This window comes from Paenibacillus sp. FSL H7-689 (assembly GCF_000517905.1).
GTDB classification, from domain to species: Bacteria; Bacillota; Bacilli; order Paenibacillales; family Paenibacillaceae; genus Paenibacillus; species Paenibacillus amylolyticus.
The window spans coordinates 88,414-104,397 of sequence record NZ_ASPU01000003.1; the positions used below are offsets into that span (position 1 = coordinate 88,414).

General features: G+C 41.9%; 15 protein-coding genes. 7 read left to right on the forward strand and 8 right to left on the reverse strand.

Annotated features, from left to right (window positions below):
- Nucleotides 1-39: 39 nt before the first annotated feature.
- Nucleotides 40-1,383 (reverse strand): sensor histidine kinase, encoded by a 1,344-nt coding sequence (locus tag C170_RS02020; RefSeq protein ID WP_036606023.1) that lies wholly within the window; start codon nt 1,381-1,383, stop codon nt 40-42.
- Nucleotides 1,376-2,068: a response regulator transcription factor gene (locus C170_RS02025; protein WP_017690627.1), complete on the reverse strand. Its 693-nt coding sequence runs from the start codon at nt 2,066-2,068 to the stop codon at nt 1,376-1,378. Before C170_RS02025 ends, C170_RS02020 begins: the two co-directional genes overlap by 8 nt.
- Nucleotides 2,069-2,227: 159 nt before the next feature.
- Between C170_RS02025 and C170_RS02030 the strand changes: the two genes are divergently transcribed.
- Nucleotides 2,228-2,989: a TVP38/TMEM64 family protein gene (locus tag C170_RS02030; protein WP_036606024.1), complete on the forward strand. Its 762-nt coding sequence runs from the start codon at nt 2,228-2,230 to the stop codon at nt 2,987-2,989.
- 44 nt (nt 2,990-3,033) lie between these two features.
- A complete protein-coding gene (locus C170_RS02035; RefSeq protein ID WP_036606025.1) occupies nt 3,034-3,609 on the forward strand; it encodes a GNAT family N-acetyltransferase in 576 nt (191 codons plus the stop codon).
- 198 nt (nt 3,610-3,807) lie between these two features.
- Here the strand turns inward: C170_RS02035 and C170_RS02040 are convergent, their stop codons facing one another.
- Nucleotides 3,808-4,974 carry a cobalamin-independent methionine synthase II family protein gene (locus tag C170_RS02040; RefSeq protein ID WP_036606026.1) on the reverse strand — a complete coding sequence of 389 codons (1,167 nt, stop codon included), beginning with the start codon at nt 4,972-4,974 and terminating at the stop codon, nt 3,808-3,810.
- 114 nt (nt 4,975-5,088) lie between these two features.
- Nucleotides 5,089-5,658 (reverse strand): SF0329 family protein, encoded by a 570-nt coding sequence (locus tag C170_RS02045; RefSeq protein WP_036606027.1) that lies wholly within the window; start codon nt 5,656-5,658, stop codon nt 5,089-5,091.
- Between the two features lie 252 nt (nt 5,659-5,910).
- On the opposite strand from C170_RS02045, the gene C170_RS02050 reads away from it, so the two are divergent.
- Nucleotides 5,911-6,966, forward strand: a complete 1,056-nt coding sequence (locus C170_RS02050; RefSeq protein ID WP_036606028.1) for an ankyrin repeat domain-containing protein — start codon at nt 5,911-5,913, stop codon at nt 6,964-6,966.
- A 97-nt stretch (nt 6,967-7,063) separates the two neighbouring features.
- Here C170_RS02050 and C170_RS02055 read toward each other — a convergent pair whose 3' ends face one another.
- A complete protein-coding gene (locus C170_RS02055) occupies nt 7,064-8,038 on the reverse strand; it encodes a tRNA dihydrouridine synthase (RefSeq protein WP_036606029.1) in 975 nt (324 codons plus the stop codon).
- Between the two features lie 383 nt (nt 8,039-8,421).
- On the opposite strand from C170_RS02055, the gene C170_RS02060 reads away from it, so the two are divergent.
- The 3 genes from C170_RS02060 to C170_RS02070 all read left to right on the forward strand — a co-directional run bounded on the left by C170_RS02060 (nt 8,422) and on the right by C170_RS02070 (nt 11,820).
- Nucleotides 8,422-8,628: a DUF2536 family protein gene (locus C170_RS02060; RefSeq protein WP_036606030.1), complete on the forward strand. Its 207-nt coding sequence runs from the start codon at nt 8,422-8,424 to the stop codon at nt 8,626-8,628.
- 260 nt (nt 8,629-8,888) lie between these two features.
- Nucleotides 8,889-9,770: a GNAT family N-acetyltransferase gene (locus C170_RS02065; RefSeq protein WP_036606031.1), complete on the forward strand. Its 882-nt coding sequence runs from the start codon at nt 8,889-8,891 to the stop codon at nt 9,768-9,770.
- Between the two features lie 394 nt (nt 9,771-10,164).
- On the forward strand, nt 10,165-11,820 hold the full coding sequence (locus C170_RS02070; RefSeq protein ID WP_235200700.1) for a leucine-rich repeat domain-containing protein: 1,656 nt from the start codon (nt 10,165-10,167) through the stop codon (nt 11,818-11,820).
- Between the two features lie 138 nt (nt 11,821-11,958).
- Here C170_RS02070 and C170_RS02075 read toward each other — a convergent pair whose 3' ends face one another.
- On the reverse strand, nt 11,959-12,540 hold the full coding sequence (locus tag C170_RS02075) for a TetR/AcrR family transcriptional regulator (protein WP_017690637.1): 582 nt from the start codon (nt 12,538-12,540) through the stop codon (nt 11,959-11,961).
- Nucleotides 12,541-12,689: 149 nt separating this feature from the next.
- On the opposite strand from C170_RS02075, the gene C170_RS02080 reads away from it, so the two are divergent.
- On the forward strand, nt 12,690-13,628 hold the full coding sequence (locus C170_RS02080) for a ketopantoate reductase family protein (protein ID WP_036606033.1): 939 nt from the start codon (nt 12,690-12,692) through the stop codon (nt 13,626-13,628).
- Nucleotides 13,629-13,944: 316 nt separating this feature from the next.
- Here C170_RS02080 and C170_RS02085 read toward each other — a convergent pair whose 3' ends face one another.
- Together C170_RS02085 and C170_RS29890 are read right to left on the reverse strand one after the other, a co-directional pair.
- Complete coding sequence (locus C170_RS02085) at nt 13,945-14,979, reverse strand: hypothetical protein (protein ID WP_036606034.1); 1,035 nt, start codon at nt 14,977-14,979, stop codon at nt 13,945-13,947.
- A gap of 46 nt (nt 14,980-15,025) precedes the next feature.
- Complete coding sequence (locus C170_RS29890; RefSeq protein ID WP_051446948.1) at nt 15,026-15,979, reverse strand: class I SAM-dependent methyltransferase; 954 nt, start codon at nt 15,977-15,979, stop codon at nt 15,026-15,028.
- Nucleotides 15,980-15,984: the final 5 nt, after the last annotated feature.

The window sequence follows — 15,984 nt, forward strand, 5'->3', positions numbered from 1 at the left end:
TGGATTCCAAGAACACTCAGCATCATTTCAAGAGATCCGTTATATATGAGTCTGTGTTGGTTTGTTGATGATGACAGGTAGCATAATCTGTAGTGAAAAGATATCCTTTTCCTCCGACACCGTCAACGTCCCGTTGTGCTGCTGGATCATTTTCTGACAACTAACGAGCCCAATTTCGTTGCTATCTTTCTTTTTGCCAACACGTTTAATCTTATTCTCCACCTCAAGAATAACCCATTGTTGCCTCAAAGAAATCTGGATATGAACGGGATGCCCTGGATCGGCGTATTTTCGAATATTTGAAAATATGTTATCCATTACGCGACGCATGGCGACCAGATTGATTTCCAGCAAAAACTCCTCATGATGTGCATCTGTCTGAACCTGCACGTCTATATCGTCCAAAACCACTAATTGCTCATCTATGAGTTGATCGATAAGTGCTCTGCCCTCATACATTTCAAATTCTACTTCCTCTTCTTCAGCGGCAGAGGATACCGTAAAATATTCGAATAGTTTGTCCGACAGCACTTTGATCTGATAGGCCTTCTCCCGGCTATTATGAATATACTGCAACAGATCCTCATGTGTCTTATATTTGTTAAGCTCTATGATATCCATATATCCTAATAGAATCGTGAGTGGCGTTCGCAAATCATGGGAAATCGCCGTGATCAATTCACGGTTGGCCATCCTGACCCTCTCCTCGCTGTCCAGCCGCTCCACAAATGATTTCCTCATCTCATCAATACTCTGGGCCAGAGATGACAGTTCATCCTTTCCCGATATCGTAATCGAATAATCCAAATTTCCACCTTCGAGTATTTTGATCTCTTGTTCAAGCACGCCAATATAAGATGTTTTCTTATTAATCATCAGTAGAAAGGAAACAATAAACACAATGGCCGCTATGAAAACACCAATAATCAGAATGAGGTTGTAGTATTGATACTCATAAAAGCTAACCAAGTATATCTGGGCATCCTGATCCGCAAAATGGATGGTGGTGATGGGTATTTTTGATGGCACGAATTGAGTTAACAACTCTTCATTAATGGCAGGATCAATCTCCGTGTTGGAGGAAAATATCAATTTGTCTTTTGCAAAAATATACAGATTTAAGTAGCGCTCATGTCTTATCCAAGCAGACAATTCCTCATGATCACGGGTTGACACGTTCTGGTTATCCACAAATGCTTCAAATCGATCAAGCGCATCTTGCTGCCTGTTCTCTACAAAAGTGGATTTGCTTAAATAACTATCCAATACAGTCTCGCCAACAACTTGTAAAATAACGAGTGCACTTATGGAAATGACCAAAGAAATGACAACCGCCAGAACCAGTTTAATCTTCAGCTTTTTTCCGATTAATAATCTATTCAATTTTGTACCCCTTCCCCCAAACAGTCTTCACATATTTAGGGTTCTGCGGGTCATCCTCCAGTTTGCCTCTCAAATTACGAATATGAACCATCACCGTGTTATTACACGTATAAAAATAGGGTTGCCCCCAAACACTCTCATATATATTTTCTGCCGAGAATACCTTTCGTCGCTTCTTAGCCAACAGCAGCAAGATCTGGTATTCAATTTCAGTTAGAGCAATCTCCTTCTCCCCAACAAACACGGCTTTTGAATCCTGATGGACGGTAAGATCCTTAACGATAATCTGGTCCTGTTCTTCGGTCTTCTCCTTGCCCCGATATACATAATACCTCCGCAGTAAAGCCTTCACCCGCGAAACGAGTTCTGTATAGGAAAAGGGTTTGGACAAAAAGTCATCACTGCCTGAGGAAAAGGCCAATTGTTTGTCAGAATCCTGCGTTTTCGCCGTGAGAAACAGGATCGGTGCGCTTGTTTTTTCACGAATCTCCAGACACGCCTTCAGCCCCGATTTATTGGGCATCATCATATCCAAAATAATGAGATCCGTCTCTTCGTTCACTTTATCAATCGCATCTTGACCATCTATCGCTTCAATCACTTCATAATTCTCACTCTCTAACAAAATCCTTACAATTTCACGAATTTCACTGTTATCATCAGCAATTAGAATTTTCTTGCTCATCTGATCCCTCCGTCTAATTTCAGTATAATATGCGCTATTAGCGACTACCAGCAAATACAATCGACTTAAGAATTCTTCAGAAGTTATGTAGGTATCTCTTAATAATTTCGTCTTATACTGTAAATATGTAGAAGTTATTACACAAAGGGGTCGTCAGGAATGCCACAAACTTCGAAAAAAGTAATGATTAACATATTGTTGGGTCTGTTCATCATGTTGTCCATTGGTCTACTGGTGTATTATTCTCCTGCCCTTATTAAAATCATGTCTTCCATGGACAACTTCAGAGCGTATATTCATTCAACAGGCCATTGGGGTCCGGTCATGTTTATTTTATTCCAGATTCTTCAGATCGTGGTTGCACCCATTCCAGGAGAAGTGGTACAGATTGCAGGCGGTTATATCTATGGGGTTACACTTGGGTCCTTGTATACTACAATAGGTTTGATTATAGGCTCAGCGATTGCTTTTTATTTTACTCGTTTTATCGGTCGCGCTTATATTTCACGGCTAATGCAAAAGAAAAATAATAAGTGGATGTCGTTAATTCATGATGAGAAGAAGTTCTCCGCTTTTTTATTCATCTTTTTCGTAATTCCCGGCTTGCCCAAAGACATGCTTGTATTTGTCGCCGCACTTACATCGATTAGTTCGTTTAGGTTCTTCACGATCCTTATCGTCGGTCGTCTGCCGTGGATCATCGCATCTACCATTGTAGGGTCCACGATTCATATGCAACAATACACAATCGCCATTATTATTTCTGTTATCGCTGTAATCGGGTTTGTACTCGGTTATATCTATAGGGAAAAATTGGTGGGATTGTTCTCCCGGTCAGACAGTACCAAAGCCAAACCCAAGGCTATACCCAGTTATAGTACGAATAGGGCGTCTCGTAAAATAAAAAGAGATACAACATGAACAAAGCCAATCTATTGATATGAAAACCGGAGGTATATCATCTTATGCAAATACTTAAAACCAATCGATTAATCCTGAGAAATTTCACCTTAACGGACGCAGCCGGACTGTTGGAATACACAGCAAATCCCAGAGAAAATTGTTTTATGGATCAACAAATTTCAACATTGGAAGACGCGGCGGCCGAGGTCGCAAAAAGAAGCAGTGACGATTCCCACATCGCGGTCTGCCTGAAAGACAGTAACGAGTTGATCGGTGAGCTGTTTGGTATGAGGGAAGATCGGGATTCCGATACGGATAAAGATTCGAATTCAGATACGTATAGTATAGGTTGGAATTTTAATGGCAGATTTGAAGGGAAAGGGTACGCCAGTGAGAGCGCCAATGCTTTCATCGAAAATCTCTTTATGGAACAGGGAATAAGAAGATTGTACGCTTATGTCGAGGATGATAACTTCCGTTCTCAGAAACTGTGTGAGAAGCTGGGCATGCGCCGGGAGGGTCTTTTTTTGGAGTTCGTTTCATTTGTCAAAAATGAGGACGGCACACCGAAATACGAGAATACGTATCAATATGCATTGTTGAAAAAGGAATGGCTGGCACAGCGTGAATCGCAGTAATAAAGAAAGACATGCCTGCCTCATCATTAGTTTAAAAAAGTTGTAGAAATGAGAACGTACCCATGTGTACGTTCCACAACAAATACGGCGGCTTCTCCCTGGATAGATTCCAGAGGAAAAGTCGCCGTTTCATTATCGTGCATAACACTATTGATCAAACAATGTGTTTATAAGGTCACAATACATTCAGCTTAAATCCTAGACCGTGCTGCCCCAATATTGCTTTGCAATCTTCTGCCCTTGATCAATCTTCGCCCATTGCTGAGCTTCGCTTAATTCGTTACCGCCATCACAAGATGCAAAGCCGCATTGGTGAGACAACAACAGCCGATCCTTATCGATGATTTTGGAAGCTTCGTCCAGCAAACGGACAACACGTTCTTCATCATCGAGTGTACTCGTTTTGGATGAAAGCAAACCTAATACAATTTCCGTTTCAGGTCTGTCCTTGAACACTTCCAGAGCTTCAATTGAACCCGCACGATCATCATCCCACTCCAGGAAGAAACGGTCATACTTCAATTGCTTCAGGAACAGATTCGCAATTTTGGCATACGATCCACCACCCATGTTGCGGGAATCATAATTGCCGCGGCAGTTATGTGTCCACATTTTCAAGCCAAGGCTATGTCCGAAGTCAATCACGGTATTATTAATATCAATGAATTCGGTAGCGAGACCCTTTACTTCATCTTGATTAATATTTTCCCCTGTAAAAGGAGAGTTCGGGTTGTCGTCTGCAAACAGTTCCCACAAGCAATCATCGAATTGCAGAATTTTACCGCCCACTGCAGCGAATTCCTCCACGAATTCCTTATACGCGATCACAAGACCCTCTTTGAGCTCCTGTATGTTTTGATATACAGCATCCGTACCGCCAATGTTATCTGACCAGGAAAGCTCACCGAAAATATGGGAAGGAGACGGTACGCAAAGTTTCGTTTGTTGCTCCCCAGCCGTGTCTTGCAGTTGTTGGAACAGTTGAATGAAATGATGGTTCTTTCCACTCAATTTATCAGTGATGCGCAATCCAATATCTTTGCGTGTTTCATACTTCGAAGTTCCGTCCACATCTCTGAAAAAATAGCCGTGATCCGCGATGTAACGCTTCACTCCGCCAAATCCCCATACAAAGTCCAGATGCCACATCGATTTGGAGAATTCGCCATCGGTAACCACGGACAAGTTATGTTCGATTTCCTTAGCGACAACTTGTTTTATTGCCTCCGTCTCACACTTCTCATATCCTTCGTAGTTTTCATAGAACGGATATTGGATATCATCATTATGTTCAATTTGCGTTTTATATTTCAGCAGCTCATCCGGCCGCAATAAACTTCCTACGATCTGGAACTTATCAGTCATGTAAAAAACCCCCTCGTTGTATACAATGATCATATCACGCTGAGAGCAGTTAGAAGGGATACTAAAAAACCATAACTGGTTATAGTTAAAAGCTATATCAAAAGTTATTCAATTTCACACCGTACGACGACGCAGTTCATAAAAATATTGTACCGCTGGATGCTTTAATTTGACCTGCTCCGACATATTTAGAATTCGCTTTTTGCCAACTCGTCTGTCCATTAAAGCCAGAATATTAAATAAGATATCCTTGCTCTCCAGATTATCCTCTATAGAAGTGGATAAATACGTCGTAGCTGCAACGGTAAAATTTGATTTACTGAGTGCGGTCTGAGCCAGCAAAAGCTCTTTGGCATGTACGGAGATTTTTCTACTTCTTGCCATGACTTGAAGACGATCCTCGGGAATGGGTCCTTTAGACTCTTTTCTGATAGCTTCAATCTCTTCATCGCTCACAGGAATCATGATCTCCGGATCACTCTTGATCTCCTGCTCTGACTGATACCATCGAATTGGGGTTGTAGTATCGCTCATGTTGAGTACATTCTTTTTATCTACAGTAATATAACAATTGCCTGATTTATCAGGTGAATAGCTATAGCTGGTGGCACGGTACTCCACCCTTCCAACTAACGCAGGACTAAGAAAACTCTCCAGTTGTTGCTTCAATTTACTCCAGGACATAAATCCTCCTATTATCAAAAGCCTACCGCATGAATTGCGGCGATCATTTCAAATATTTTTCAATCCGTCTCCAGTATCAACATTCATCTAAATTATAACATAGCAAACCAAATGGATGATGGAAGAAACCCAGTTATTGGTTTTGAATTCCCCTATGTGATAAAATTGCAGAAAATTATCTACTTACTATTAAATCGTCATAACCTACCATTGGAACTTACGTTGTTATTCACAAAGGAGAGGAAGAGTGTAATGGCTACGAAGAAAGCAACCTTACCTGCTCATATGGAAAAACTCGTTAAAGATAATGATACCGCTACCGTAAAAGAGGTCTTCGAGCAATGCGAATGGGATGCCCGTGGGGGTTATAGCAAAGGTACGGCCCTCAGCTTTCGGCATATTTCGGATGAATTGGTTCGCTGGCTGGTAGAACAAGGGGCAGATATTAATGCACGCGACAAATATCAACGCACGCCTTTACATGCCCATGCCTCACACTGGTCAGGAAATGTACCCCTGTTCCTTGAATTAGGTGCGGATCTGGACGCTGTGGATTACCAAAATGAAACACCGTTACATGCAGCGGTCAGTGGGTATCGAACCAAAGTGGTTCAAGAGTTGGTAAACCAAGGCGCTACGATTAACGTAGATAATAAACAGGGAAATACGCCTTTAGCTAAGGGGTTAGTCAATTGCAGAAATAGCGATATAGTTAATCTGGCAGAGATTGCCGCAATTCTGTTGGATGCCGGAGCATCGGTCACCCCGGATATGAAAGAATCGGTGAAACGGATCGGTAAGGATTTTGAATTCGTCCGTGAGAAGTTCAATAAGGACAAGGTCGATGAAGTTTCAGACGCGCTGATCAAACTGTACCCGTTATTTGATGTCGAGCCGGTAGCGAATCGGATCATGCACGATGGGACTACCCCGATTCAGGTAAAGGCAACCACTTGGACCAAACAGCACCAAGAGCTGTGGGAATATCTCATTCCGGCCCAAGGCCACGCTCAAACGGTGCAGGGAGAGGTCATCCGCATCACAGGACGTGTATCCCATGAAGTATTGGATAATGGCGGTGGAAACTGGGATGCGGAGTATCGCAAGATGCTGGATGCACTGATTCGTCACCTGGGCTCTGGTACGCCACTCGCCCCCGCACTTCTCCAAGAGGCAGCAGACTTGGTCAGCAGGCTTCGCAATGGATACGATTTTGATGCGCCTGCCAGATTATCCGAGTTGGCTGTGTTATGGGTGCTTGCCAATCCTCAACCGGTCGCTATGGAAAAGCCTGCGTATACGCGTTAAACAGCAAAGCAAAAAAAAGAAGCGGAAGAGTTACCGCTTCTTTTTTTTGCTATTAATCTACCTGAATCATACTCCGTATCCATGATTACGTCTTACTCTACTCTACCTGTTCATTGCTTTCAAACTCATTGAGCAATTCGCGTACTTTAGAAGTGGTTTTGGCGTTCATCAAGCTGTTTCTCAGCTCACTAGCACCGCGGAAGCCACGAACATAGATTTTGAAAAAACGGGCCAGCGGGCTGAACGAACGCGTTTCAAGCTCGGAATATTGATCATGGAGATCCAAATGCAGCCGTAGCAAATCAAGCAATTCCGTGCTGCTGTGTTCCTTCGGCTCCTTCTCAAAAGCAAATGGATTCTGGAAAATACCGCGTCCAATCATAATTCCATCCACACCATATTGCTCCACGAGTCTCAGGCCTGTTTCACGGTCAGGAATATCCCCATTAATCGTCAGCAGTGTATTAGGAGCTATCTCATCCCGCAGTTTTTTAATCTCAGGAATCAATTCCCAGTGAGCATCTACTTTGCTCATTTCTTCTCTCGTTCGTAAGTGAATGGACAGATTCACGATGTCCTGTTGCAAAATATGGGTTAACCAGTCGCGCCATTCATCGACCTCATTAAATCCGAGACGCGTTTTTACACTGACCGGCAGCCCCCCAGCTTTCGCCGCCTGAATAATCTCCGCCGCAAGGGCTGGCCGGCAGATCAATCCACTTCCTTTTCCATTCTCGGCTACATTCGCTACCGGACAACCCATATTGATATCGATGCCTTTAAATCCTTCTTTCGCCATACCGATACTCATCTCACGAAAGAATTCCGGTTTATCTCCCCAGATATGAGCCACAATCGGCTGTTCATCCGCTGTAAATGTCAGACGCCCGCGCACACTATGGTGCCCCTCCGGGTGACAATAACTCTCTGTATTCGCAAATTCGGTAAAAAACACATCCGGTCTGCCCGCCTCACCTACGACATGCCGAAACACAACATCCGTGACATCTTCCATCGGTGCCAGTATAAAAAATGGTCGTGGCAATTCACGCCAAAAGTTTTCCTTTGTCATCTCAAAAGCTCCTCTATACATTCCAGGACAGTCTCTGTCCTCATTAATAGTTAAAATAGTAAAACTCGTAACTCATGCATCTGCTTGCCTATCATTTACATGATCATTCGCAGTTACGATTCACATTATGGTGTCCTAGCTTCTTCTTCACTTATACCATGCAAATGTAACTTTGTTCAAACAGCAGTATCTGTTATTACTTCCATTAGATCTTCAGATTAATAGAAGTTCGATGATTACGAAATTGCCCTTTCCCGATTTTATCACGTCTTTATTAGATTTTCAGCCCGATTGCACTTGCCGAACTGGAAAAGCTCCTCTAAAATGAAGCTCGACAGGCTTTTAACCTGCAAATCGAGATTTTAAGGAGGCCTGAATGATATATGGAAATTTCACTGGATATGATCAAAGACAAAGTCGAATGCTTGCAGGCTTATGACTTTCATGAACTGGCACGAGCAATGGAAGAACGAATCGAGATCAATAAGGCACTTATGCTACGCGTGAAGCAAGTTCAGCATCAAGTAACGTTTGACCCTTTTCGCAACAAGATGTTATATAGTGCAATCGTGCATTTTGCCGTAGATTAATGGACCAAGATTTTCAATAGTGAAAAACTGTTCACTGACGCAATTGCATTTAAGCATATCCGATAAAGCATGCAAAAAAGAAGACGCGAATTCGCTCGCGTCTCTTTCTATACGAAACTCCACTTTCTCTTGTTAAAACTCCTGCTTAACCAACAACAACTTATAAGCAGAATTTCACCTGTAATCATACTTTACATAGTTAAATACGGGATCGTACCACTTTACAAACAGTCATTTTTGAAGATTAAGGGGGTAATACCATGCAAGAATTAATATTTATGAAGAATTATAAAAACAATGAAGTACTGCGCAAGAGTTTTTTCGAGCTTGCTATCAACACGTTTGAGATCAATTTTGAAGATTGGTATCAACAAGGATACTGGGGCGAGCGTTACATCCCTTATTCATATGTCGATGGAGACCAGGTTATTGCCAACGTTTCTGTTAACATCCTTGAGCTCATCATTCACGGTGAGAAGAAAAAAGCTATTCAAATCGGTACGGTGATGACACATCCTGATTATCGGGGGAAAGGACTCTCTACACGTTTAATGAACAAAGTTTTAGAGGAATACGAGAACAAGTACGATTATATGTACCTTTTTGCCAATGAATCGGTGCTCGATTTTTACCCCAAGTTTGGGTTTAAGCCTGTGGAAGAACATCTTTTTTCAATGAATTATACGGCAAAAAAATCACCCGAGCCTGCGAACATCCGAAAACTAAATATAACTAACGCGGAGGATTTACTTCTTATTCAAAAATTGGCTTCGGAAAGATTGCCTGTTTCTCGCCATTTCGCAACCCATCATTCTCAAGGAATACTCATGTTTTATTGCCTGAATGTCTTTAGTGATGATATTTATTACTTGGAAAACGAAAACGTCATTGTTATTTATCAGAAAGAAGACAATCATATTGAGCTCTTCGACGTTGTTAGCTTAAACGAAATGAATATGAAAGATATCTTGGATAAGATTGCAGATGAAGATACAGAGAAAGTAACCTTTCATTTCACTCCAGATGCAACGGATGATATCGTTCTAAAAAGTTCGATCACCAATGAAGGTTTATTTGTAAGAACCCATGGTGAACATCTCTACCCTGTGCACGTTAAACATCCGATTACATCTATTGCTTGATGATTTATTTAATAAGGCCTACCACCAGACCATACTTAAAAAAGATCAAAAAGGAGCAGGATTCCCTGCTCCTTCGTTATGTGAAACTTCTTTCTCTCATCAAACGTAAATTCACAAGGTATAATGAAATCAGATGACCGTTCAGCATGATCTTATGACCATCATAATGAAGGAGGGGACATTCGTGGCGTTTATCCCGCTAAACTGCCCCAATTGCAACGGAAGAATTGAATACAAGAAGGATGAGGTTTTAAAGTGTCCCTATTGTGAAACAGAACTTTTATTGAAGCAAAATCATGTCTATTACGTAGACCAGACTATTAATCATTACCATGGAACGCCCCCTAAAGTACCACCGAAGCAGACTGCCTCCGTAAAGGTAATGCTGATACTGATGTTAATCCTAACTGGCGCGATCGGTACATATTTTTATTATAGCAACAGCTCCACCTATCCAAAAACAGAAGCCAATCTGCCTGTACGAAAGATGCCTGAAAGCGAGGTTCTGCTCTCATTTTTGCGAGATATCTTTGATAAAGGGGCCGCCTTGCCAACAGAGGAGGAATTGGCTCGTATTCGCTATTTAACCGTAGAGCATTCGGAGAATGATCAGTGGAAGTTTACATATAGCCTCTCCGATCCCTTCAGCGATGAACAGGCCGAGAAGATCACTTATATTACTCAGGACAAGAAACTGAATAGCCAGCGGATTGATCAGCGAGATTTTGAAGCTTTTAAGGGACTGACGGCATTGGACCTGACGAATACCTATGAAATATCCCAGACGGACCAAACCACTTTGGCCCATATGCCCGGATTAAAAAGTTATGGTGGCGCTTTTAACGAATCCTTTAGTACATTTTTGGGCTACTTTGGCGACAAGTCTAAAATTACGGAGCTTACCACTCAGCTTCGCAGCAATCAGGAATTGGCTATGTTACTGGAATTCCCCAATCTGAACTCTTTATCCATTACCTATGTGGATGAGTCCGTAACAGATTTTCACTTGTTAAACCAATTGCCAATCAAGTCCCTGTCGCTCACCTTTGTCGATGAACTCGGATGGTTGTCGTCCATGACCGGGTTATCATCCTTGTCTATACAGTACAGTGAAACCACAGACCTGCAGCCGCTGTATGCCTTGACCCAGCTTCAGGAGCTTCAGTTGTCCTATTTAACGAACGTAAAGTCCATCGACTTTGTGCAAAATATGCCTGCTCTACAAACGTTAGATATCGAAAATGTAAACTTCTCCAGTCTGGAGCGCTTGACCGGCAAAAACTCTATTACCACACTACGCCTGGCTTCTCTAAGTGAGCTTGGCTCGGTAAAGGCCATAAACAGTCTGCCCTCTTTGCGGGAATTAACGTTGTCCGGCTACTACGAAAATGCAGAAGCGCTGAAACTGCCTAAAGTAGAGCGAGTGGAAATTCCAAGCTCCTTTCTCCCCGGGCTAAAGGCCCCGGTTACAACCAGTCTGACGCTCCGTGGCGGAAGTGGGGAATTGAACTTGGCTGCGCTGGGGAAATTTCCGAAGCTGAAGCAGCTTTCCCTCTGGGAGATCAGTGAAATAACCCGTCTTGCCGCCCTGGACGGCTTGTCCCGCCTAGAGACTCTGAAAATTTACGACTCGTCACTGTTCAAGGAAAGCGATGCCTTATTTCGTTTGAAGCAGGTGAAATCTCTGGTGTGCTCCGAGTGTAGGCTGAACTTTGAACAAAAGGCGGCCGCGAAGAACAGCGTACTTGAACATTTGACCTTAAACCAGTCATATTTTAGCATGAACAATACCTCTGTTACTGAAATTGATCAAATGATGCCTTACTTTGCCAACATGTCCGCTCTACGTTCCTTCACCATGCAGGATAGTAATTTGGATTCTTTAGAATTCATGAGTAACTGGCAGGCCATAGAAGAGCTTCATCTCGAGAACAATGCGATTTCCAATATCGAGACCCTAAGCCAGCTGCCTAATCTGCAAAAGGTATACCTATCCGGTAATTCCGTACAAAACAAATCCGTGCTTGGTACGGGTGTGCACGTGTATTAATTCCCGGCTGGGATGATGGGAGTTTTAGACCTACTATAATTAATGGATGATATTGAAACAAAGACAAGAAGGGGTTCGAGAATTATGTATAAATTCTCGAACCCCTTATGTTTATGTTTAGCTTTCTAACCATCATCGCTACACTCCAGAACGCTGCGGATTGACCGTGCCAAAGATATGATACGGTGTTATCCCCTTTGAAAATAGACTATCGATCAGTTTGATCAATTCCTCCGACGATAGATCTTTGTCGTTGCGTATCCAAAGACGAAACATAGATATTAATGTTGAAATGTAAAACTCGATGATATATGGTGCCAAGACATCATCTGTTGGAAAATCCACAATCAATCGCTCAAAGGGAATTTCTCTTTTCAAGCGTTCCACAAAATGAACAGAACCATAGTCGCCCAATATAGCTTTAAGAACTGAAATCTCCTCTGCATTTTCTAAGCATTGAAGTGCATCTTGAATAGTATGTGTAGAAAACTCTCTGCCTGCCATTTCCTCCTTAATGGATTTCAAAATACGCTCTTCAACGCAGTCCAACAACTCATAGATATCTGTAAAGTATTGATAAAATGTACTCCGATTATATCCTGATTGGTTAGCAATCTCTTGAATAGATATTTTTTCGATGGGTTTTTGGCTATATAAATCGCAGAATACATTTATGAATGTCTGCCTTGTTTTGTCCGTAATTTCAGGTTGCTTTTTCATTATTTGCCTCCGTTTGCTGTTCGATCAATTATCCGACAGATATTAAAAATCTGATGGTTGATGACCGTATAGTGAATCAATACAATAATATTATACAACACGTTGTTGGATCATCAACAAGGATGAATATTGATTATTAGGAGGCTAAGATGAGAATTTTATTTTTCGGTAGAGGTGTAATATCGACCCAATACGCGTGGGCTTTCGAAAAGGCAGGCCACACCGTTGAGTTTTACGTTAGAAAAAGGAGAAAAGAAACCTTCGGAAGTCATATAGCGCTTGAAATGTGGGACGCACGAAGAGCGAAACGGTTAATCAAGGAAAACTGGAAAGTCAAGCTGCATGAGGAGATAAGCCCAAATTACGATCTTATTATTGCGAGTGTCAACACGAAACAACTTCCCGAAGCAGCACAATTACTATCGACTACCGCGGGTAACACCCCGATCCTTATTTTCAATAATATTTGGCAGGATTTAAAATCATCGATCTTGCCCTTGTCTATGAACAATGTTGTCTTTGGTTTCCCAGGAGCAGGAGGCGGCATTGAGGACAATAAGCTTAGGGGCGGCTTCTTAAAAACGATATTTCTGGAAAAACCACGTGTAGGCACGGAACAGATAAACAACAAGGTCAAAGAACTATTTGAAAGCGCCCATTTTAAAATCAATTGGATAAAGGATATGCAAAGCTGGCTATGGAATCACTTTGCCGTGAATGCGGCGATGGAGACCGAGGTGTTAAAACGGGGAAGTTTTCCAGCACTTATGAATCATCGTGACTCATTCGCAAATGTTGGTAAGAATATGCGGGAAATGGCACCTGTACTTAAAGCAAGAGGCGCAAAGATGGACGCGATTACTCTACTGTTGACCAAAATTCCATCAGCACTTCTCGGCACGCTGTTTAACAAGGTTATTTTTGCAAAGGGCAGCTTACCGCGACTTTTCATTGAATACAACAATAGTAAAGCCGGTTTTGCAGTACTTGAAGTTGTGAGAGAAGCCAAAAAGTTAGGTATACCTTTGCCACGCCTTACCTTGGCATTAGAAAACATTGAACAACACACAGCTATTAAAAACGGATAAACTGAAAAATTGGATATTGTTCAGACCAACATCAACTCTACTAATGGTTATAACAACTATAGCCCGAGCTTTAGAAGCTTCGGGCAAAGTAATTTATTAAAACAGGTAAATGTAGCTTCAAAACACTACACCCTAACCAACATCGCTACACTGACTCCACATGACTAGTGTGCTGTAACAAAATCAAAAAAAACGGCATCTCTGCCGTTTGTGTTTAAAGTGTTGATGCAGAAAGCGGCGGTTTTCATAAGATGAAAAGACACATGCACAGTATGCCTGTTGATGCGGCTCATTTCTAGCAATATTAGATGTGATTTTACCTGAAAGCCTTTAACATTAAAAATAATTGATTATGAAAATGTACTTCATTCGTATATATTTTTGTAACTAAACCAATGCACTTGTCTATGATTTCCCCAGTGAACTTTTGGGACATGATGGCTTTATTCGAATAGATCCTTACTGTCTTCCAGTCATGAATAATTTGGTCCAATAACGGGTCAAGCGTATTTTTTGCATTGATATGATCAATGTTGTACTTATAGAGAGTATTTAACCTGTATTTCTCAGAACATTTTCTATAAATAGTACTGCTCAGTGTTTCTATAATCGTTTCATTTTTTATAATGAGCTCGTAATTTTCTGCCAACAACAGTATATTATTCAAACTTTCCGTTATTTCATTTTGATACCTGCACATATTTTCTACGAATGTATTGATGGTTGTGTGTGCTAAATTCTTATTGTTCAAGATCTCATGATTACCGGGGGGCACTAGCGCATATTCCCAAAAGTAGTCTGGCATCTTTACGTGTTCCGAAGTCATACATGACCATTTAAATTCTGAAAATGGCAGAGAATATTGTCTGTATTCTGTAATATCATCAACCGTATATATTTCCTCGTTCGTAAGATTGAAGCCATAGACAAAAACAGGGTGCAGTCCATGTTTTTTGTTATAGTAAAAGTCTCTCCCGCGTTGATAAAATAAATCAATAAATATGGAAATCGGATGACCACTTGAAATAGAGTTTATGATCTCATCTTGTAACGTATCTAGTTCAGGGGATTTTTTACGAATAGAGATCCCCATTTCCTCAAGGATCTGATCTCCCTCCTCAAGATCCAACACCTCTAACTTGAAATATCCTCTTGTTTGTATTTTTTGTTTATCAAATCTATAAATACTAATAACATTATTCAAAATCGGCAACTCATCTTTTTTAAAATATCTGGCAAGCGTTAACAACAAGTTGTAGCCGCAATTAAAATAAGGAAAATTATGATGAGGATACATTTTTGTCATGCCGTCGAAGGGCTGAAAGGTGTCCAGGGAAATAATTTCTTCCATAAAATATTTCTCCTATACTAAAATTATTGTTGATATTACGGCTATATTACCTCTTAACAAGGTTCATCATACGGTATTGCCGCGTTCCAGCCTTCATCTCTTCATATTTCTTCGAGCCGGGCAATGCGATGAATTCATTGATATCTCCAATATTCGTGCTCGCTTTGGCGTTGCTCGCAATCCCTTGTGTGCCAGTACGCTGCTTCGCACTCTCATCACATGATAGAAGAACATTCGAAGTCACATCCTGATTGCGGATTACAGACAGGCCTGCTTCCTCTAACAGCCTGATGTTCTGCGCTACCTGATCTCCCAGCATCAGCTCCGTATACAGAAATACGCCGCCAACTCTCATTATCCGGTACACCTCTTCATAGAATCGTGATCGGTTCGGATAGGCATGTGCGGATTCTATATTTAACACCACATCGAAGCTCTCGTCTGCAAACGGTATATTCTCCGCATCGCCGACGAGATACAAAGATTCACCCCCTCGGGATTTGGCATTGCAATAGGCAATATTCGCCGGGCAGATGTCGAGACCGACAATAGACAGCGGCTTGAAATATTTAGACAGAGCTGCTATGTTCCCTCCCCTGCCGCATCCGATGTCGATCACCTGCCGCTCCCGAATCGCCGTCCTGCCCACTGTCTCAAGCAGCAGCTTGACCGAGTTTCTATTCCATGCATCGTCGGGCTCGATCACCGCATGTTGCTCATTCCCGTGCGGGACGTAACCATAATTTAAGAAGGTGGCGAATCGGCCTATACCGGACAGCGCAAGAGAGTGCGAAATCTCGCTATAATCCCGAATTTCAGCCTCTTTCCGATTCCATTCGGAAGGGTGGACAAACTGCTCACGCCGGTCGAGCATCGATACATAACGGTCATCGTTCGTATATACCGCATCGCAGCTGCAGCATTGCAGCAATGCCTCCGACTGGACCAGCACGCCCTTGCAGCTGGAGCATACCAACCTTGCATGTAGATGTTGTAACATGACTA

Coding starts and splice junctions, on each gene's coding strand:
- C170_RS02075 (WP_017690637.1), bottom strand. CDS start 12,540: ATGAAAAAGCAACCTGAAATTACGGACAAAACAAGGCAGACATTCATA.
- C170_RS02080 (WP_036606033.1), top strand. CDS start 12,690: ATGAGAATTTTATTTTTCGGTAGAGGTGTAATATCGACCCAATACGCG.
- C170_RS02050 (WP_036606028.1), top strand. CDS start 5,911: ATGGCTACGAAGAAAGCAACCTTACCTGCTCATATGGAAAAACTCGTT.
- C170_RS02045 (WP_036606027.1), bottom strand. CDS start 5,658: ATGTCCTGGAGTAAATTGAAGCAACAACTGGAGAGTTTTCTTAGTCCT.
- C170_RS02065 (WP_036606031.1), top strand. CDS start 8,889: ATGCAAGAATTAATATTTATGAAGAATTATAAAAACAATGAAGTACTG.
- C170_RS02070 (WP_235200700.1), top strand. CDS start 10,165: ATGTTAATCCTAACTGGCGCGATCGGTACATATTTTTATTATAGCAAC.
- C170_RS02030 (WP_036606024.1), top strand. CDS start 2,228: ATGCCACAAACTTCGAAAAAAGTAATGATTAACATATTGTTGGGTCTG.
- C170_RS02035 (WP_036606025.1), top strand. CDS start 3,034: ATGCAAATACTTAAAACCAATCGATTAATCCTGAGAAATTTCACCTTA.
- C170_RS02040 (WP_036606026.1), bottom strand. CDS start 4,974: ATGACTGATAAGTTCCAGATCGTAGGAAGTTTATTGCGGCCGGATGAG.
- C170_RS02060 (WP_036606030.1), top strand. CDS start 8,422: ATGGAAATTTCACTGGATATGATCAAAGACAAAGTCGAATGCTTGCAG.
- C170_RS02025 (WP_017690627.1), bottom strand. CDS start 2,068: ATGAGCAAGAAAATTCTAATTGCTGATGATAACAGTGAAATTCGTGAA.
- C170_RS02055 (WP_036606029.1), bottom strand. CDS start 8,038: ATGACAAAGGAAAACTTTTGGCGTGAATTGCCACGACCATTTTTTATA.
- C170_RS02085 (WP_036606034.1), bottom strand. CDS start 14,979: ATGGAAGAAATTATTTCCCTGGACACCTTTCAGCCCTTCGACGGCATG.
- C170_RS29890 (WP_051446948.1), bottom strand. CDS start 15,979: ATGTTACAACATCTACATGCAAGGTTGGTATGCTCCAGCTGCAAGGGC.